This is a genomic window from Klebsiella sp. CN_Kp075 (genome assembly GCF_040065055.2).
Lineage (GTDB): Bacteria > Pseudomonadota > Gammaproteobacteria > Enterobacterales > Enterobacteriaceae > Klebsiella > Klebsiella aerogenes.
In genome coordinates, this window is sequence record NZ_CM198050.1 from 2,178,031 (window position 1) to 2,196,868 (window position 18,838).

Consider the following 18,838-nt stretch of genomic DNA (forward strand, 5'->3'; position numbering starts at 1 on the left):
TATTTTTTAAACTCGCGATATTCTGGCGTCTGGTAGTTAATTAATACTAGCCGCCACTATATTCAACAGTTTATTTTCCCGTCAAAGAGTAATTTCATACATCATCGCCGTAATATTTTATTGCGGCTTTTAAGGGTATTGACTATGAGTAAAGTGATCGATTCGCTTGAAAAGGTACTCCTTCCTTTTGCTGTTAAAATAGGAAAGCAACCGCACATTAATGCGATTAAAAACGGCTTTATTAAATTAATGCCGCTGACCCTCGCCGGGGCCATGTTCGTATTAATCAACAACGTTTTTCTGAGCTTTGGTGAAGGTTCTTTCTTTTATTCAATGGGGATTCGCCTGGATGCCTCCACCATTGAAACCTTAAACGGCTTTAAAGCCATCGGCGGTAATGTCTATAACGGTACGTTGGGCATTATGTCGCTGATGGCGCCGTTCTTTATCGGCGCCGCGCTGGCCGAAGAGCGTAAAGTCGACCCCATGGCTGCCGGTCTGCTGGCGGTCGCCGCCTTTATGACCGTCACGCCTTATAGCGTGGGTGAAGCCTACGCCGTCGGCGCCAACTGGCTCGGCGGGCAGAACATTATCTCCGGGATGATTATCGGCCTGGTGGTGGCGGAACTGTTCACCTTTGTCATTCGTCGCAACTGGGTCATTAAACTGCCGGATAGCGTGCCGTCATCGGTATCGCGTTCCTTCTCGGCGCTGATCCCGGGCTTCCTGATTTTGTCGGTCTTCGGCATTATTTCGTGGATTCTGTCAAACTACGGCAGCAACTTCCATCAGATCATCATGGACTCCATCTCCACGCCGCTGGCGGCGATGGGCAGCGTCGTTGGCTGGGCGTACGTAATCTTTAACTCCCTGCTGTGGTTCTTCGGGGTGCACGGTTCGCTGGCGCTGACCGCGCTGGATAACGGCATTATGACGCCGTGGGCGCTGGAAAACATCGCGCTGTATAACCAGTATGGTTCTGTCGACGCGGCCATCGAAGCCGGCAAACAGTTCCACTTCTGGGCGAAGCCGATGCTCGACTCCTACATCCTGCTGGGTGGTTCCGGTGCGACGCTGGGTCTGATTATCGCCATCTTCATCGCTTCTCGCCGCGCCGATCATCGTCAGGTCGCTAAGCTGGCGCTGCCGTCAGGCATCTTCCAGATTAACGAACCGATTCTGTTCGGTCTGCCGATCATCATGAACCCGGTCATGTTCATCCCGTTCGTTCTGGTCCAACCGATTCTGGCCGCGATTACGCTGGCCGCTTATAGTCTGGGCATTATCCCACCGGTGACCAACCTGGCCCCGTGGACGATGCCAACCGGTTTGGGCGCTTTCTTTAACAGTAACGGTAGCGTTGCTGCCCTGCTGGTCGCGCTCTTCAACCTTTGTGTCGCTACTGCCGTGTACCTGCCGTTCGTCATCCTGTCGAACAAAGCGCAGAGCACCATCGAGCAGGAAGAAAGCGAAGAAGATATTGCTAACGCACTGAAATTCTGATGTCGAGCGGTACGGGCTCTCCCCGTACCGCCTGAGAAACGAGGGAAATATTATGTTTGATCTGGATAACATCGACGCGGTAGAAACCCCGGAAAATGACCTCGAAGAGGTGGTGATGGGGCTGATTATCAACTCCGGACAGGCGCGTAGCCTGGCCTATGCGGCGCTGAAGCAGGCGAAGCAGGGGGATTTTGCCGCCGCGAAATCGATGATGGAGCAATCGCGGATGGCGCTGAGCGAAGCGCATCGCGTCCAGACCCAGCTTATTGAAAGCGATGAAGGCGAGGGCAAGATGAAGGTGAGTCTGGTGCTGGTTCATGCGCAGGATCATCTGATGACCTCAATGCTGGCCCGTGAACTGGTGGCCGAATTGATCGAGCTGCACGAGAAGGTACAATAGGCTATCCGAACGATGAGGCAGCCGAAGATGATGACCACCGAGATCAGTACCGCCAGGGAACAACAGCTCTTCAACGGGAAAAACTTTCATGTGGTCATCTATAACAAAACGGAGAGCGTGAGCGGGCTTCACCAGCATGATTACTACGAGTTCACTATCGTTTTAACCGGGCGCTATTATCAGGAAATTAATGGCAAGCGGGTGTTGCTGGAGCGCGGGGACTTTGTCTTTATCCCAATGGGGTCGCACCATCAGAGCTTTTACGAGTTTGGTGCGACGCGCATTCTTAACGTTGGCATCAGCAGACGCTTCTTTGAGAAACATTATCTGCCGCTGCTGCCGTTCGGTCTGGTCGCCTCTCAGGTCTATGCGGTGCAAAGCGCCTTTCTCAGTTATATCGAGTCGGTTATTGCTTCACTGAATTTTCGCGAGACTGAATTTGACGAGTTTATTGAACTGGTCTCGTTTTACACCATTAACCGCTTACGTCATTATCGTGAAGAGCCCGTTGAAGATGTGATTCCTCACTGGCTGAAAAATACCGTAGAGGATATGCACGATAAAAACAAATTTGGCGAAAGCGCGCTGGAAAATATGGTGCAATTGTCCGGGAAAACGCAAGAATATTTAACCCGGGCGACCCAGCGCTATTATGGTAAGACGCCGATGCAGATCATTAATGATATCCGCATCAATTTCGCGAAAAAACAGCTGGAAATTACCAACTATTCGGTCACTGATATTGCGTATGAATCAGGATATAGCAGCCCAAGTCTGTTTATTAAAACATTCAAAAAGCTGACTTCCTTTACGCCAAGCAGTTATCGCAAACAGCTGACCAATATTAATTAACTCGCAGCGGAATTTACCGCGCGGTTTATTCATTCAAGTTAACTGTCCGCATTTATGCGGAGAGCGGTCTACGTCTACGCGTAGCGCCTAAGGGAGAAAGATATGAGCCAGAAATTAAAAGTCGTGACTATCGGCGGCGGCAGCAGCTATACCCCGGAATTACTGGAAGGTTTCCTCAAACGCTATCACGAGCTGCCGGTAACGGAACTGTGGCTGGTGGACGTGGAAGAAGGGCAGGAAAAGCTCGATATCATCCATGCGCTGTGCCAGAGGATGGTGGAAAAAGCCGGCGTGCCGATGAAAGTCTACAAAACGCTGGATCGCCGCGCGGCGCTGGAAGGGGCGGATTTCGTCACCACGCAGCTACGCGTTGGCCAGCTGAAAGCGCGTGAAAAAGATGAACGTATCCCGCTAAGCCATGGCTATCTTGGCCAGGAAACCAACGGTGCGGGCGGCCTGTTTAAAGGCCTGCGTACCATCCCGGTGATTTTCGATATCGTCAAAGATGTGCAGGAAATTTGCCCCGATGCGTGGATCATTAACTTTACCAACCCGGCGGGTATGGTGACCGAGGCGGTATACCGCCACACTAACTTCAAACGCTTTATCGGCGTGTGCAACATTCCAATCGGTATGAAGATGTTTATTACCGATGTGCTGCAACTGAGCCCGAGCGATGAACTGAATATCGATCTGTTCGGCCTTAACCACTTGGTGTTCGTTCGCGATGTGCTGGTCAATGGCGTGTCGCGCTTCGATGAACTGCTGGACGGCGTGGCTTCTGGCCGCCTGACCGCGAACTCGGTGAAAAATATCTTCGACCTGCCGTTTAGCGAAGGGTTGATTCGCTCACTGCGCCTGATCCCCTGCTCGTATCTGCTTTATTACTTCAAGCCAAAAGAGATGCTGGCGATTGAGATGGGCGAGTACTACAAAGGCGGCGCGCGCGCTCAGGTCGTACAGAAGGTTGAAAAACAGCTGTTCGAACTGTACAAAAATCCGGATCTGAACATTAAGCCGAAGGAGCTTGAGCAGCGAGGCGGTGCTTACTACTCTGATGCCGCCTGCGAGGTGATTAACGCCATTTACAATGATAAGCAGGCCGAGCACTATGTGAATATTCCGCACCATGGCCACGTTGATAATATTCCGGCCGACTGGGCGGTAGAAATGACCTGTACGCTGGGCCGCGACGGTGCGAAGCCCACGCCGCGAATCACGCATTTTGATGAAAAAGTGCTGGGGCTGATTTATACCATCAAAGGCTTTGAAGTGGCGGCCAGCCAGGCGGCAATAAGCGGCGAGCTTAATGACGTACTGTTGGCGCTGAATTTAAGTCCGCTGATTCATTCGGATCGCGATGCCGAGCAGCTGGCGCGGGAGATGATCCTCGCCCATGAGAAGTGGCTGCCGAACTTTGCAGCCACTATCGAAAAACTGAAACAGTAACGGGGGCGGCCGATGGAACGCGTATTGATCGTTAACGCCGATGATTATGGCCTGAGCAAAGGGCAGAACTACGGTATTATCGAAGCCTGCAGGAACGGACTGGTGACGTCGACCACGGCGTTGGTCAACGGCGCGGCTATCGGCCACGCCGCCCAGTTGAGTCGCAGCCTGCCCGAGCTGGCGGTGGGCATGCACTTTGTGTTGACGCTGGGCGAGCCATTATCGGCGATGCCGGGGTTAACCCGCGACGGGCGGTTGGGCAAATGGATTTGGCAGATGGCGGAAGAAGACAGCCTGCCGCTGGATGAGATCGCCCACGAACTGGAGTGCCAGTACCGGCGTTTTATCGAACTGTTTGGTTGCGAACCGACCCATATCGACAGCCACCACCACGTGCATATGATCGCGCAGATCTACCCCATCGTCGCCGCTTTTGCGCGCGAAAAGGGCGTCGCTTTGCGTATCGACCGCCAGGTGGCGGCGCTGAATGGCCTCGATCAGGATGCGGCGCGCAGTAGCGATGGCTTCAGCAGCGAATTTTACGGTGAAGCGGTTTCACAAGCGCTGTTCCTGCAGACGCTGGATGCATCGCTCGAACGGCAGGAAAACTCGCTGGAAGTGATGTGTCATCCGGCATTTGTCGATAACACCATTATGGGCAGCGCTTACTGCTATCCGCGGCTGACCGAACTGGACGTGCTGACGTCCGGCGAACTGAAGTACGCTATTGCGGAACGCGGCTACCGGCTCGGAAACTATCGCGACGTATAAAGAGAGGAAAGCCCGGCAGCCATGAACTGCCGGGCTTTTTGTTACGCGGGTATGGCCGCAACTTTACTGCTTCTTGACCAGACGCGATGCGCGGCCAGTAGCGTCAGCAGTTTATCGACGCTAAGCGTATTAATCGCGTCGCATTCGATAACCCCTTCTTCACCCGCAGCGGGCACCTGTAGCAGCGAACTAAACTGCCGCGCATCGCCCGCCAGTAAAATAGGCTTCAGATGCTTATAAGCTTCCAGCAGATAGTAGCGGGCATCTCCGTTATCGCTGATGCTGCTCAGATCGCCGCCGGGAACGATAACCGCATCAACCGTCAACGATGGCGAGCCGGCGAAGGTTCCGGCGATCGGTAGCTGCGATCCATCATCGGCGCTGACTTCGCCCATACGCGAATAGAGCAGTTTGCTGTGGACGCCTCTGGCCTGCAGCGCTTGCAACAGGTTGAGTACATCCTGCGCGCAGGTCTTCTCGTTGAGTAATACCGCGACAATTCGTCCTTTTACGTCGCCATCGCCATCAGCGTAAAGACTGAGGGTTGGATCTTTCTCCACGCCGTTAACCGGCGCTGGCGGGGCAATATTCCGCTGCTCATCGCTGAGTTCGATACCGAGATTGTTGGCTACCGCTTGCGCCAGCCCGATATCAATATGCGCCAGATGATCGACCACCCGCTCGCGGATCCAGACTCTGACCACTTTGCTCAGCTCAAAACTAAAGCCGCCGATAATGTGCTGCTGCTCAATCGGCGTCTGGCTGAGCCAGAACAGGCGAGGCTGGGCGTAGTACTCGCCGAAGGAGGGGCTACGGTTACGGATTTTCTCGCCATCAACGCGTTCCGCCAGTGATTCAAAGCCGCCGCGTTTCGGCGCCGGCGGCGTTTCGCGAGGCCAGTTATCGTTGATAGAGTTGGGCTCATAGTTTGCTGGATTGGTATCAATCTCCATTCGGTGCATGCCGTCACGCTGGAAATTATGATACGGGCAGGTAGGGCGGTTAATCGGAATTTCGTGGAAATTTGGCCCGCCGAGGCGGCTAATTTGCGTATCGGTATAGGAGAAGAGTCGCCCTTGCAGCAGCGGGTCGTTACTAAAATCGATACCCGGCACGATATGACCCGGATGGAATGCCGCCTGTTCGTTCTCAGCGAAGAAGTTGTCGGGGTTACGGTTAAGCACCATTTTGCCGACTCGTTGCACGGGCACCAGCGCTTCCGGAATGAGTTTGGTCGGATCCAGCAGATCGAAGTCGAAATCGAACTCGTTTTCCTCCGGAATTAACTGCAGGCCGAGCTCAAACTCCGGATAATCGCCAGCCTCGATGGCTTCCCATAGGTCGCGGCGATGAAAATCCGGGTCGCGGCCGGTTAATTTCTGCGCCTCATCCCACACCAGGGATGCTTTACCGGCCACCGGCTTCCAGTGGAAGCGTACGAAGGTGGCTTTGCCTTCGGCGTTGATGAAACGGAAAGTATGTATGCCGAAACCTTCCATCGTGCGATAGCTGCGCGGCAAGCCGCGGTCGGACATGGCCCACATCACGTTATGCAATGTTTCCGGCTGCAGCGAAACATAGTCCCAGAAGGTGTCATGGGCGCTTTGTCCCTGCGGAATTGCCCAGTGCGGTTCGGGTTTCACCGCATGGACAAAGTCAGGAAATTTAATCGCATCCTGGATAAAGAAAATAGGAGTGTTATTGCCCACCAGGTCGAAAATGCCCTCTTCGGTATAGAATTTGGTGGCGAAGCCGCGGATATCACGCACGGTATCGGCCGAGCCCGCGCCGCCCTGAACGGTGGAGAAGCGGACAAAAACAGGGGTGATTTTTTCCGGCGCGGACAGAAAATCGGCTTTGGTAATTTCTTTCAGGCTTTTGTAAGGCTGGAAATAGCCGTGCGCGGCGGAACCGCGAGCATGAACGATACGCTCGGGAATGCGTTCATGGTCAAAGTGGGTAATTTTCTCACGTAAGATAAAATCTTCCAGCAACGTTGGTCCGCGGTTGCCGGCGCGTAACGAGTTTTGATCGTCGGCGATGCGTACCCCCTGATTGGTGGTCAGCGGGAAGTTTTCGCCGCCTTTACGCTGCGGCTCAAGCGTATCTAATTTTATGCTGTGAGTATCAGGTGCTTTCAGGCTACCCGGCGCCGTCGGCTCCTCCCCGGGCGCGGTTGGCTGGGGAATAGGGCGCCATTCGCGGTCTTCGGGCGCCAGTGAATCGAGGCCCGGTTTTGCTTCATCGCTATCGTGTACCGGAGCCTGTCGGCTGTGTGGGTCGTGGTGTTTTTCTGACATCTGCTCGTCTCCTGCTTTCATTGCTAAAAGTGGTCGTTGCTAAACCAAAACCCTTCTAACTATAGAACATTGTTCTGGGTTCGCCGGGCAGAAACGAATAGAGTTATCCTAAAATGCGCATTAGCGGAGGAGGGGCGACGAAAAGGGGGGCGATCGGCTATGATAGGGGTTTATGTTCCCGCTTTGCTTAGTGAATCCATCTGTTATGAAAACATTGCGCCAACAAAATCGCCCTGTCATTAGCTACGTGCCGCGCGTCGAGCCTGCGCCGCCGGATCATGCCGTTAAAATGGACCATTTTCGCGATGTCTGGATATTGCGGGGCAAATATGTCGCCTTTGTACTGATGGGCGAGCGTTTCCGCCGTTCACCGGCGTTCACCGTGCCGGAATCGGCGCAGCGTTGGGCTAATCAGATACGCCAGGAAGGTGAAATAGAGGCCTGACCTCGCGGGTAAAATAAAAAAGCCGCTGAAATTCAGCGGCTTTTTTGTGGCTGTTAACGTTAGCGATGCGCCAGTTCGGCGTCTTCTTCGCTATCGAGGATGGCTTTATCCGTCTGGCGCAGCCACTGGCTGGTCAGCGTGCCGGCGGTCATTGAACCGTTAACGTTAAGGGCGGTACGGCCCATATCAATCAGCGGCTCGACGGAAATCAGCAGCGCGACCAGCGTGACCGGCAGACCCATCGCCGGTAGCACGATCAAGGCTGCGAAGGTCGCGCCGCCGCCAACGCCGGCTACGCCCGCGGAGCTTACGGTGACGATACCCACGAGGGTGGCAATCCACATTGGATCCAGCGGGTTGATGCCAACGGTTGGCGCTACCATTACCGCCAGCATCGCCGGATAGATACCGGCGCAGCCGTTCTGACCAATCGTCGCGCCAAATGAGGCGGAGAAGCTGGCAATAGATTCCGGCACGCCCAGACGGCGCGTCTGCGCTTCCACGTTCAGCGGAATAGACGCCGCGCTGGAACGGCTGGTGAAAGCGAAGGTAATCACCGGCCAGACTTTACGGAAATACTTCAGCGGACTGACGCCATTGACGGCTAACAGCAGACCGTGTACCACAAACATGATCCCCAGCGCGATGTAAGAGGCCACCACGAAACCGCCGAGCTTGATGATGTCATGCAGGTTGGAACCGGCAACCACTTTGGTCATCAGTGCCAGTACGCCGTACGGGGTCAACTGCATCACCAGACGCACCAGCTTCATCACCCAGCCCTGCAGCGTGTCGATGGCGGTCAGGACGCGTTGGCCTTTCTCCACATCGTCTTTCAGCAGTTTCAGCGCCGCGACGCCAAGGAACGCCGAGAAGATAACGATGCTGATGATAGAAGTCGGGTTAGCGCCGGTCAGATCGGCAAACGGGTTTTTCGGCACAAACGACAGGATCAGCTGCGGAACGCTCAGATCTGATACTTTACCGACATAGTTGCTCTGGATGGCGTTCAGACGAGCGGTTTCCGCGCTGCCCTGCACCAGTCCTTCAGCGGTGAGGCCAAACAGGTTGGTCACCAGCACGCCGACCAGCGCGGCGATTAGGGTGGTGAACAGCAGCGTACCGATGCTCAGGAAACTGATTTTCCCCAGCTGTGATGCATTGTGCAGGCGCGCCACCGCGCTCAAAATGGAGGCGAAGACCAGCGGCATGACAATCATCTGCAGCAGTTGCACGTAGCCGTTACCGACGATATTGAACCACTGAATAGAATCTTTCAGAACCTGACTGTCGGAGCCGTAAACCAGCTGCAGGCCAAGACCAAAGATAACGCCGATAACGAGACCGACCAGTACTTTTTTAGCGAGGCTCCACTGTTTGTGGCGGGTTTGAGCCAGCGCAAACAGTAAAACCGCGAACACGACAACGTTCGCTATTAATGGAAAATTCATCCCCGTTCTCCTGATATCTTGTTACCTGGGTTGGTCTGAAACCAACTCTTATGGCGCCAAGAGTAGCAGAAGGCCTTATTGCTTTCTTATACTCAAATGGAATGGGTTATAACCAAAAAATTATTTAGCGTATTTATCGTTCAGCCTGATGGTTAATAAAACGATTAAAGGTTATTTGCAGCGAATTAATCATATTTGATGACCAGCGCACGGCGCTATTTTCGGCCATGCTTTGCGGCATCCAGACGGCGTAAATGAACAGCGCCATGCACAGCGCGCGCTCGAGCTGATTGCCTTTGCGCGGCGCGAGGATCGGCAGGCGGAACCGCCAGCGACAAGGCCACAGCAGCGGTACGCCGGCCGGGGTGAGCATATCGGCGAGTATATGGCTGAGGTAGCCAAGCACTAAACCCTGCAGCGCATCGGCCGGGATTATCCAGCTCTCCGGCACTTTTAGATAGAACAGCGCCAGCGCGCCGAATACCGCCAGCAGGCTGTGGGTAAAGCCCCGGTGGCCAAAGGCGCGGGCTACCGGTTTTGAGACCCAGCTTAAACGCTGCCCGAGGAAAGATTTAGGATGGTCGATATCGGGCAGCAGGCAGGTCAGCACGGCGGAAGGAACGATATGCCACCAGTCCCCCTGCGCCAGCACGGGGGTTAATTCTGCATTTTTTGCAAATACCGCACAGGCGATAGAAAAGAAGAGGTGGCCTTCCGCCGTCATGATAAAAACCCTAAACTGTCAATTCATACAGTATAGGGTTTTTATACAGTATACGGAAGAGGTGACGGTGTAACTCTTTGTCACAAGGTTGACATATTTTGACGACATTAATGCCAGCGCAAGTCGTTTAGCCGCGCAGGTCTGCTACCGTCAGCTGCTGCAGAGACGCCAGTTTCACATCGGCCAGTACGAAGCGCGGGTCGCGGCTGTTTTCTGCTTCCGGAACCACAATCGAGCGCATCCGCGCCGCTTTACTGGCAATCATGCCGTTAACAGAATCCTCCAGCGCCACGCAGGACATTGGCGCGACGCCAAGCTTCGCGGCGCAATCAAGATAAACCTGGGGATGCGGTTTGCTGTAAGGCAGATGTTCGGCTGAGGCCAGCGCGTCGAACTGGTCGCGAAGTTCAAACATTTCCAGCACTTTTTCCAGCATATGCAGCGGCGACGCGGAGGCGAGGCCGATTTTTAGTCCTTCGGCCTTACACAACGCCACGGCTTCACGCACGCCGGGCAGTAGCGGCCGTGACTCCTCGACCAGCTGAATGGCCCGGCGGATAATGCTGGCGGTTACCTCCGCGCGGTCCGGGCCGCGCCAGGGCTGTTGCGCAAACCATAAATCGACCACCAGGTCGATGCGCAGCCCCAGCAGGTCAGGTAATTCATCACGGCGGCTAATATCCACTCCGAGGCTTTCCAGTACCTCCAGCTCTGCGCGGTCCCATAGCGGCTCTGAATCGATAAGCAGGCCATCCATATCGAAAATAGCGGCAAGAATCTGACGCTTTGCTGACATAAGTTCCTCTCCATTGGCGTAAGTAGATAACGAAATTGTCCATATGGTATATCATACCGCGCTGAAGCAGGCGAAATTCGCTGCGGAAGATAGACTTATACCTGACTCTATGTCGGCATGGAGAGTCTGGCGTTTTAAACAAGGGGAACTCATGACGTATCAACAAGCTGGACGCATTGCGGTCATTAAACGCATTTTGGGATGGGTCATCTTCATTCCAGCCGTGCTGTCTACGCTGATTTCCGTACTGAAGTTTATGTACGAGCATAGCGAAAAGAAACCGGGTATTGATGCGGTGATGATGGATTTCGCCCACCTGATGATTGAGATGGTGCGTTTCAATACGCCGTTCCTGAATTTCTTCTGGTACAACTCGCCGCTGCCGGAGTTCAAACATGCGTTGAACATCGGTTTCTGGATTATCTACGCGCTGGTGTTTGTCGGTATGGCGTTGCAGGCTTCCGGCGCGCGGATGGCCCGCCAGGCGAAGTTTCTACGCGAAGGGGTGGAAGATCAGTTGATTCTGGAACAGGCTAAAGGAGCGGAAGGCCTGTCTCGCGAACAGCTTGCCGAACGTATTGTCGTTCCGCGTCATACTATTCTGAAGCAGTATTTCACGCTTTACGTGCTGCCGATTGTGGTGATTGTGATCGGTTATATTTTCTTCTCGCTGCTTGGCTTTCTTTAAGCAGAAGATCTGCCCGGCAAGCCGGGCAATGTCTTACTCGGCAGGCAGCGCTCGCGGCTTGCCTTCATTGTCTACCGCCACATAAATAAACAGGGCTTCCGTCGCCTTATAACGCTGGCCCAGCGGTTCCGTCGATACTTTTTTCACCCATACCTCAATATTAATAGTGATTGAGGTGTTGCCGCGCTTTACGCAGCGGGCATAGCAGCACACAACATCGCCAACGGCGACCGGGCGTAAAAAAGTCATACCATCAACACGGACAGTCACAACGCGGCCGCGGGCAATCTCTTTGGCCATAATCGCGCCGCCGATATCCATCTGCGACATCAGCCAGCCGCCAAAAATATCGCCGTTCGCGTTGGTATCCGCCGGCATGGCCAGGGTGCGTAAAACCAATTCGCCCTTCGGGGCGAGATCTGTTGTTGTCATTCTATACTCTGTACTAGTCAAAGAAGATCAGGCGCGATGCTACTATGAAAACGGCGCAGAGAGAATAGGGGAATACGCCCGTCGGTACGGGCGTCGGCAGATTAGAAACTTAGGGTAACGCCAGCGTAATAGGCGCGCCCCGGCTCGTTGTAAGTTGACGCACCGGAGTTCTCGCGATAAACCTGCTTATCAAACAGGTTGCTGATGCCAGCGTTCAGGCGAATATCTTTCATCAACTGATAGTTGCCGCCGATCCCGACTATCGAATAAGCGCCGACTTCATTGGTGGCGAGAACCCCGGTCTCGTTGCGAATTTCCGCGTACTGACGCGGCTTCTGACGGCCATACATTGTCCAGTTTATGTTAGCCGACAGTTTGCTGTTTACCTGCCAGTCGAACATGGTATTGATAGTATATTTCGGGATCACCGACAGCGGATTGCCGGTATCTTTACTTTCCGATTTAATCATCCAGGTCGCGTTGGTGCGCCAGTTCAGGGTGTCGGCAATCAATGGGATCAGCACGGTCCCTTCCAGTCCTTCTACTACGGCTTTGCCGCCGTTCTGCCACTGTAGAATGTTGTTGCCGCTGGAAGTGTAGCCAAGCACCTCGGTGCCGGAGACGATTTTGTTTTTGTAATCATTACGGAACCAGGTGATCCCGGCGTTATAGCCTCCGGCGTTGAATTCCAGCCCAAGCTCTTTATTGATGCTGATTTCCGGATCCAGATCCGGGTTGCCGAGCAGATAGCAACTGCCTGTTGTAATGGCGTTCGGGCATCCGTTGCCGCGGGTGGAGAGCAGATAGCCTTCGCTGGATTGATATAAATTCGGTGCTTTAAATACCCGTGCAATACCGGCTTTGACTTTAAACCACTCACCTAATGCCTGCGCCAGGTTGAGGCTTGGGCTCCAGTTACTGCCGAACTGGTTGTGGTAATCGAAACGCAGGCCGGGAATGATGTTAGTTCCCGGCGTGGCCTCGATATTATCTTCCAGGTAGATCCCGGTTAACGTGGCGCTGTTTTTGCTACTACGATCGGCGGCATTGCCGCTGGTGCCGGCGATGGTTTCACCGCTCACGTCAGTGGCCTGCATCGACGCCGGATCGTTGAGTTCGTCGCGGTTCCACTCCATGCCAAGCGTCAACGTCTGATCCGCCAACCAGTAGAACGGAATGTTTAACTCGCCTGTGGAGCGCCATGATTCCAGACGGCTGGTGGCGTATTCATCGCTATTGATCATCCCCTCGACGCGGCCGGTTGATCCTTCCTGCAGGCGGGTATTATTGGTTTTTTCATAATAAACGCCGGCTTTTGACTGTCCCCAATCCCAAATTCCGTTATAGGTTAGCCCCCACGACTGGCGATACAGGCGGTTGGTCTCATGGCCGTAGAGTGAATCAACCAGGCCATTGGGGCTAAGGTTGCCGTTACTGTACTGGGTATCGCCGGCATAAATATTGCCCTGGCGGCTGTAGGCATAGTTGAAATCGAGGATCTGTTGTGGGGTCATTTTCCACGACAGCAGGGCGTTAATATCTTTATTACGCACGCCTTCGCGACCGGCGGCATATGAGCCATTCTGCGCATGGTTGATATCCCAGGCGTCAGCATCGGTTTTATTGATGTTGCCGTACAAACGCATGGTGAGGGCATCGCCTGCCAGCGGGCCGCTGAGGTTAAAGTTGGCCCGGTTGGTGGCGCCTTCTTTGTTATTCTCCGGTTGATTGGTGAAGAACGACAGTGAGCCGTGCCAGTCGTTGGTTGGTCGTTTGGTAATGATATTCACCACGCCGCCGGCCGCGCCGGACCCATAGCGGGCCGCAGCGGGTCCGCGCAGGACTTCAATACGTTCAACCATTTCAGCGGGTACCCAATTACTATCACCGCGGGTATCGCGTTCACCGCGCCAGCTGTAACGTACCGAATTTCTTGAGGTAACCGGTACGCCATCGATCAAAATCAGCGTGTTTTCGGGGCCCATCCCGCGAATGTCGATTTGACGGTTGTTACCGCGGCTACCGCTGGCGCTGTTGCCGGTCAGATTCACGCCGGGCATTTTACGGATGATTTCTGACAGGTCATTAACCGGCGGCTCTTTGGCAATATCTTCGGCAGTGATAATCGAAACGCCGGGCTGTTGTTTTAACGCTTCTTCGGCGGTGCTGTAGACCACCATGGTTTCAGTATCCTGTTCGGCTTCTTCGGCCAAACTCTCCGCTGAAAAGAAGCTGGCGATAATGATGGTAAGGGGAGCGAGGGGGAATGCGGTGTTCGTTCTCATTGTAAATATCCGTATCAAAATAAAACAAGAACGTGAATATTAATAATAATCATTATCATTACAATGAGGCGAGACGAAACTTCATCAAATCCTCACAATTGGCGCAATTTTTCCAGTTTGATGAAGAAAGCGTGAAGGCGAGCCGTTGGGGAATGGCGTAATAAGAGGTGGCTTACCCACTCTTTCGGAAGTTAAATTTGAACTGAACGGGATAGGAGGTAGAGAAAAGAAATGAAAAGCACAAGGGAGGCGGTACGCGCCGGCTGGCGCGTACCGTTGAGAGGTATTAGTGCTTATCGTCCTGTGGCATGTGGCGGTAGATATAAACGCCGCTCAACAGGGTAAAGACCAGGGTCAATGCCGTTAAACCGAAGACTTTGAAGTTGACCCAGATATTCTGCGGCAGCCAGAACGCGATGTAGATATTAGCCAGCCCGCAGAGAATAAAGAACAGCGCCCAGGCCAGATTCAGCCGCGACCACACCTGCTGCGGCAGCGTCAGCTCTTTACCAAGCATGCGTTGGATCAGCGGCTTTTTCATTACCCACTGGCTGAACAGCAGGGCGCCGGCAAACAGGGCGTAGATGACGGTCACTTTCCACTTAATAAATTCATCGTTGTGGAAGAAGATTGTCAGCCCGCCGAATACGGCGACCAGCACAAAAGTGATCAGCGCCATCTTTTCAACTTTACGATAGCGCACCCAGCTATAAATGAGGACTACCGCGGTGGCGACGATCAGCGCGGTGGTTGCGGCGTAGATATCGTAAATCTTATAAAAAGCGAAGAAGACTACGAGCGGTAAAAAATCGAGAAACTGCTTCATACATCAATTCCGTCGTTCAGGAAGGGCCGGAATGCCCGGCCCTGATTAAAGTTAGTTGCGAATAAGCATATACAAGCGGAACAAATAGATCAGCAACAGCGCAGAGAACAGATTGCTGATGGTATTAATGACCACGGCGGCAACGTTGGGCGACAGCGTTGCAAAGCTTGAAGCAAGCAGCAGCAGCGCCGTTTTTGCCAGCAGCCAGCCGAGTACCGCAGGCGCCACCAGGCGCATATTCGTCCACGCCAGACGCATACTGCCGCGCATTGCGCTAAAGATGCCGATTTTATCCTGCACCAGCATCACCGGCGCGAACGCCAGAACAATCGCCAGCAGCACGCCCGGCACCAGCACCAGCATCATCCCCATCTGTACCACGAAGGTGGTGAACAGAATAAGCAGCAACAGCTTCGGCAGAACCGGCGCCGCCGCGCCGATCGCCCGCAGCGCGCTGACGCGATGCCCGGCGGAGATCAGCTGAATCAGCAACAGTACGCCGCCGACGAGGATGGCATTCCCCACCAGGCCCGAGAAGGTTGAGGCTGCCGACGCGCGCAGCAGGATCTGCTGCTGTTCCGGCGTCATGTTCTGCACCAGCTCAAACAAGCCGGCGCTGCCCACGAGGTTATCGCCCTCGCTGAGAATCGATAACTGCTCGTCGCTGGGCGAAAAGGCATGGCCAATGACTACCGTGATGAACGCGCATAACAACGCAATCAGCAGAATAGTAACGAACTGATTACGAAAAAAATTCCCCGTGTCACGGTAGACGGACTTCGCCGTGATAGACATGCATTCTCCTTGAGTCTTGCAGGTGTTTTAACTAGCCGGGGATTGTACCGCAAAACGTGGTTGGGTAGCAGTCTCTGCCGAGGTCACGGTAGGTATATCTTTGTAAAGAGTTCCCAGCGGCGGCAGGCCATAGCGGGCACGGGCGCGATCGCACGCTTCGTTGAGTTCGCCGCCTTCGCCTGACATGGCAAACTCGCGGCAGGGGGAAGGCCGCTGGTGATAGATGGAGCAGTGTACCGATTCGCCGATTTCACCGCTTAAGGCGGTACAGCGGCTTTGCCGCTGATTGGTACCGCTCATGCAGCGCAGAAAAGGGGTAAGGGGTTCGGTGAGCTGTGTGGGTACCACGCCGCCAGCGTCGTCGGCTTCAGCCCAGTAGAAGGAGACTCGAAAATACGCACAACAGGCACCGCACGTCATGCACGGGTTGATTTCACTCATAATTACACCTGAAAAAAACGCATCAACACAAATTGTCGGCAATTAAATTAGCTATCCGCGCGATCGGCGACAAGAGGGGCAAGCAAAAATTTTGCTCATGGGTAAAAATTGATGTAAAGACAAATCAGAACGTTACTAACTGCTGCAAAAATTAATCTGGATCAATAAATGTTAAATCTAATGGCCTGGTGTGATCTAAAACAGATCAAAGCTAACTCATTGTAGGTATATTTGCAGCCGCTGATAAAAACCATAATGGGGACATGGATATGAAGAAAATAGCAGCGGCGGCATTGATCTTAGGTACGCTTTCTGGTGGTAGCGCCTGGGCGCATGAAGCGGGGGAGTTTTTTATTCGCGCGGGCTCGGCGACGGTTCGCCCGACTGAGGGCTCTGACAACGTGCTGGGTAGTCTCGGCGGTTTTAACGTCAGTAATAACACCCAGTTGGGTTTAACCTTTACCTATATGGCGACCGACAATATCGGTATCGAACTGCTGGCGGCAACGCCGTTCCGCCATAAGGTCGGTACCGGGCCGACCGGCACTATCGCCACCGTACATCAGCTGCCGCCGACGCTGATGGCGCAGTGGTACTTTGGCGATGCGCAAAGTAAAGTGCGCCCGTATATCGGCGCCGGTATTAACTATACGACCTTCTTTAACAATGATTTCAACGATACCGGTAAGGAGGCCGGGCTTTCCGACCTGAGTCTGAAAGATTCATGGGGCGCGGCAGGACAGGTTGGCCTGGATTATCTGATTGACCGCAACTGGCTGCTTAACATGTCGGTCTGGTACATGGATATCGACACCGATGTGAAATTTAAAGCTAACGGCGTTGACCAGAAAGTCAGCACCCGTCTGGATCCGTGGGTGTTTATGTTCTCTGCCGGTTATCGCTTCTAATGCTTTAAAAAAACTGGCCGCCTGCGGCCAGTTTTATCCTCTTCAGACCAGCCGATGGGCGTGCAGTTTGGCGCTTTCCATAATGCTATCCATTATCACCTGCACGCGATGCGGCAACACGCCTCGCTGACGATAAATCAACCACGCCTGCATATTCACGCCGCGTTCCCGTGGCAGACAGGGTTGTAACGTACCGGCCTCCAATTCCGCCGCGACGGAGTAAAAAGGGGCATAAACGATGCCCAGACCCTGCTTGGCAAGCTCGATGGCCGGTAAAATGTTATCGCATACGCTGGAACCGTTGACCTCCACCTGAATGCTTTCACCCGCTGCGTTATAGCAATGCCAGCTGTTGCGGATCCCGCCCAACGTACGCAAAGTGATGCAACGATGCTGCGCAAGCTCATCAACATCGTGCAGAGGCGACTGCGTAATATAATCCGCGCAGGCAAACAGCCCCATGCGAAAGCGGGTGAGAGGCCTTGCGATCAGGCTTTCGTCCTGGGGCTGGAAAAAGCTAATCAGCAGATCGCAATCGCTATCGAAAAGCGTCCCGTGTTTCTGTTCGCGCTCGTCGGGATTGCGGGTGAGAAGGTTTACGGTTAATTCCGGCGCTGAGCGCAGCACCGGCGGCAAAAGATATCGGGCAAGGAAAGCCTGAATGCCGATTGGCGCGCCGAGCGTCACCATACCGTTGAGGCTGCGTTTCCAGGTACCGGACATATCAAGCAGGTCATTATGCTTATCCAGCAGAATGTCCGCCCGGCGCAGGAACTGCTCGCCAAACTCGCTCAGGATTAATGCCCGTGGGTGGCGGATAAAGATTTCCAGCCCCAGGCGCCGTTCCAGCGCATTCAGCGCCCGCGACACGTTCGACTGCGGCATATCCAGTAGCTGGGCGGCTTTGCTAACGCTTGCCGTTTCGGCAATCACGCGGACGATGCGGAGTTCGTCTATGCGCAGGTCTTTTTCTTTCACGAGGTCGCTTCTTTTGGTTTTGCTATATCAAAAATGATATACATCTTTGCTGTCATTGTCATATGACTTCTGGTTGGGAGCTGGGTATCATTTGCGTGGATTATTTGTTACAGCCGAAAAATACAGAGAAATAATTCGATGAAAATAACAAGAATGGCTGCGTTATCTGCAATGTTGCTGCTGGCTGCGTGCGCTTCCAGCGTAACCGAAAAAGAAAAATATATTGAATATGACGATATTATCAAGGGACTATCGGTTTCGGGGGAAGAGATATTATACCGGAAAGATAAAAGTACTGATTTTTACCGTTACCAATATTTGGTCTATCAGTCGGAAAATGATTATTCTCGGCGCAGCCCCACTATTACAGTGAGTGGCATTGCTAATTATAAAACAGCGTAGTTAGTACGGTTTACCTTTTTTATTACCAGGTGTTATTATGTTCCTTAACTACTTCGCCTTAGGCGTGTTAATTGCCGTGTTTTTGATTTTATTTTACGGCATTATTATTATTCATGATATTCCCTATTTATTAGCCAAAAAACGTCAGCATCCTCATCAGGATGCGATCCATGTGGCCGGCTGGGTGAGCCTGTTTACCCTGCATGCGATTTGGCCGCTGTTATGGATCTGGGCAACGCTGTATCGCCCCGAGCGCGGATGGGGAATGGCGCATAAAGTCGAAGATAGCGCCGAAATGCATCAGCGAATCAGGCAACTTGAAAGCGAGCTAAAGCGTCTGCAGGAGCAACAGATAACTGTAACGACAAACTCGTCAAATAACCGCTGAGGCC

20 protein-coding genes and 1 pseudogene are annotated in these 18,838 nt (G+C 53.5%); 11 read left to right on the forward strand and 10 right to left on the reverse strand.

All coding sequences use genetic code 11. The annotated features are described in order from the left end of the window. Positions 1-67: 67 nt before the first annotated feature. The 6 genes and pseudogenes from ABLV78_RS10410 to chbG form a co-directional block, all read left to right on the forward strand. Positions 68-133, forward strand: a pseudogene (locus tag ABLV78_RS10410) (hypothetical protein); the annotation flags it as partial. A gap of 11 nt (positions 134-144) precedes the next feature. Continuing rightward, the gene (gene chbC / locus ABLV78_RS10415; protein WP_015366184.1) at positions 145-1,503 is read left to right on the forward strand and encodes a PTS N,N'-diacetylchitobiose transporter subunit IIC; all 1,359 of its coding nucleotides are present in this window, start codon (positions 145-147) and stop codon (positions 1,501-1,503) included. 52 nt (positions 1,504-1,555) lie between these two features. Next, entirely contained in the window at positions 1,556-1,903 is a 348-nt protein-coding gene (chbA, locus tag ABLV78_RS10420; protein ID WP_015366185.1) for a PTS N,N'-diacetylchitobiose transporter subunit IIA, read from the forward strand. A gap of 27 nt (positions 1,904-1,930) precedes the next feature. Next, positions 1,931-2,755 (forward strand): transcriptional regulator ChbR, encoded by an 825-nt coding sequence (chbR, locus tag ABLV78_RS10425; RefSeq protein ID WP_072251555.1) that lies wholly within the window; start codon positions 1,931-1,933, stop codon positions 2,753-2,755. Positions 2,756-2,857: 102 nt separating this feature from the next. After that, positions 2,858-4,204, forward strand: a complete 1,347-nt coding sequence (locus ABLV78_RS10430; protein ID WP_045374759.1) for a 6-phospho-beta-glucosidase — start codon at positions 2,858-2,860, stop codon at positions 4,202-4,204. Between the two features lie 12 nt (positions 4,205-4,216). Beyond that, positions 4,217-4,975, forward strand: a complete 759-nt coding sequence (chbG, locus tag ABLV78_RS10435; protein WP_047045065.1) for a chitin disaccharide deacetylase — start codon at positions 4,217-4,219, stop codon at positions 4,973-4,975. 41 nt (positions 4,976-5,016) lie between these two features. On the opposite strand, the gene katE is transcribed toward chbG, so the two are convergent. Then, a complete protein-coding gene (gene katE / locus ABLV78_RS10440) occupies positions 5,017-7,275 on the reverse strand; it encodes a catalase HPII (protein ID WP_047045060.1) in 2,259 nt (752 codons plus the stop codon). A 205-nt stretch (positions 7,276-7,480) separates the two neighbouring features. Here katE and cedA point away from each other — a divergent pair, with 205 nt between their 5' ends. Then, positions 7,481-7,720 (forward strand): cell division activator CedA, encoded by a 240-nt coding sequence (cedA, locus tag ABLV78_RS10445; protein ID WP_045393220.1) that lies wholly within the window; start codon positions 7,481-7,483, stop codon positions 7,718-7,720. A gap of 59 nt (positions 7,721-7,779) precedes the next feature. On the opposite strand, the gene ABLV78_RS10450 is transcribed toward cedA, so the two are convergent. From ABLV78_RS10450 to hxpB, 3 genes are all read right to left on the reverse strand, one after another. Then, the gene (locus tag ABLV78_RS10450; protein ID WP_015366191.1) at positions 7,780-9,171 is read right to left on the reverse strand and encodes an L-cystine transporter; all 1,392 of its coding nucleotides are present in this window, start codon (positions 9,169-9,171) and stop codon (positions 7,780-7,782) included. 133 nt (positions 9,172-9,304) lie between these two features. Then, positions 9,305-9,895 carry a metal-dependent hydrolase gene (locus ABLV78_RS10455; RefSeq protein WP_015705758.1) on the reverse strand — a complete coding sequence of 197 codons (591 nt, stop codon included), beginning with the start codon at positions 9,893-9,895 and terminating at the stop codon, positions 9,305-9,307. A 127-nt stretch (positions 9,896-10,022) separates the two neighbouring features. Next, complete coding sequence (gene hxpB / locus ABLV78_RS10460) at positions 10,023-10,691, reverse strand: hexitol phosphatase HxpB (RefSeq protein WP_045393217.1); 669 nt, start codon at positions 10,689-10,691, stop codon at positions 10,023-10,025. Positions 10,692-10,842: 151 nt separating this feature from the next. On the opposite strand from hxpB, the gene ABLV78_RS10465 reads away from it, so the two are divergent. After that, positions 10,843-11,379 (forward strand): YniB family protein, encoded by a 537-nt coding sequence (locus ABLV78_RS10465; RefSeq protein ID WP_047045057.1) that lies wholly within the window; start codon positions 10,843-10,845, stop codon positions 11,377-11,379. 33 nt (positions 11,380-11,412) lie between these two features. On the opposite strand, the gene yciA is transcribed toward ABLV78_RS10465, so the two are convergent. The 5 genes from yciA to ABLV78_RS10490 form a co-directional block, all read right to left on the reverse strand. Beyond that, positions 11,413-11,811: an acyl-CoA thioester hydrolase YciA gene (gene yciA / locus ABLV78_RS10470; RefSeq protein WP_015705756.1), complete on the reverse strand. Its 399-nt coding sequence runs from the start codon at positions 11,809-11,811 to the stop codon at positions 11,413-11,415. A gap of 101 nt (positions 11,812-11,912) precedes the next feature. Then, positions 11,913-14,096: a TonB-dependent siderophore receptor gene (locus ABLV78_RS10475; protein WP_348865385.1), complete on the reverse strand. Its 2,184-nt coding sequence runs from the start codon at positions 14,094-14,096 to the stop codon at positions 11,913-11,915. Between the two features lie 286 nt (positions 14,097-14,382). Further along, positions 14,383-14,922: a septation protein A gene (locus ABLV78_RS10480; RefSeq protein ID WP_015366196.1), complete on the reverse strand. Its 540-nt coding sequence runs from the start codon at positions 14,920-14,922 to the stop codon at positions 14,383-14,385. 51 nt (positions 14,923-14,973) lie between these two features. Then, positions 14,974-15,717, reverse strand: a complete 744-nt coding sequence (locus tag ABLV78_RS10485; RefSeq protein ID WP_047045053.1) for a YciC family protein — start codon at positions 15,715-15,717, stop codon at positions 14,974-14,976. 27 nt (positions 15,718-15,744) lie between these two features. Further along, positions 15,745-16,158 (reverse strand): YkgJ family cysteine cluster protein, encoded by a 414-nt coding sequence (locus ABLV78_RS10490; RefSeq protein WP_045393211.1) that lies wholly within the window; start codon positions 16,156-16,158, stop codon positions 15,745-15,747. A 269-nt stretch (positions 16,159-16,427) separates the two neighbouring features. Between ABLV78_RS10490 and ompW the strand changes: the two genes are divergently transcribed. Continuing rightward, entirely contained in the window at positions 16,428-17,066 is a 639-nt protein-coding gene (gene ompW, locus ABLV78_RS10495) for an outer membrane protein OmpW (RefSeq protein ID WP_047045050.1), read from the forward strand. Positions 17,067-17,108: 42 nt separating this feature from the next. Here ompW and ABLV78_RS10500 read toward each other — a convergent pair whose 3' ends face one another. Further along, positions 17,109-18,044, reverse strand: a complete 936-nt coding sequence (locus ABLV78_RS10500) for a LysR family transcriptional regulator (RefSeq protein WP_045393208.1) — start codon at positions 18,042-18,044, stop codon at positions 17,109-17,111. 138 nt (positions 18,045-18,182) lie between these two features. On the opposite strand from ABLV78_RS10500, the gene ABLV78_RS10505 reads away from it, so the two are divergent. Next, a complete protein-coding gene (locus tag ABLV78_RS10505; protein WP_047045047.1) occupies positions 18,183-18,446 on the forward strand; it encodes a hypothetical protein in 264 nt (87 codons plus the stop codon). Between the two features lie 37 nt (positions 18,447-18,483). Next, positions 18,484-18,834 carry a DUF3302 domain-containing protein gene (locus ABLV78_RS10510; RefSeq protein WP_045393202.1) on the forward strand — a complete coding sequence of 117 codons (351 nt, stop codon included), beginning with the start codon at positions 18,484-18,486 and terminating at the stop codon, positions 18,832-18,834. Positions 18,835-18,838: the final 4 nt, after the last annotated feature.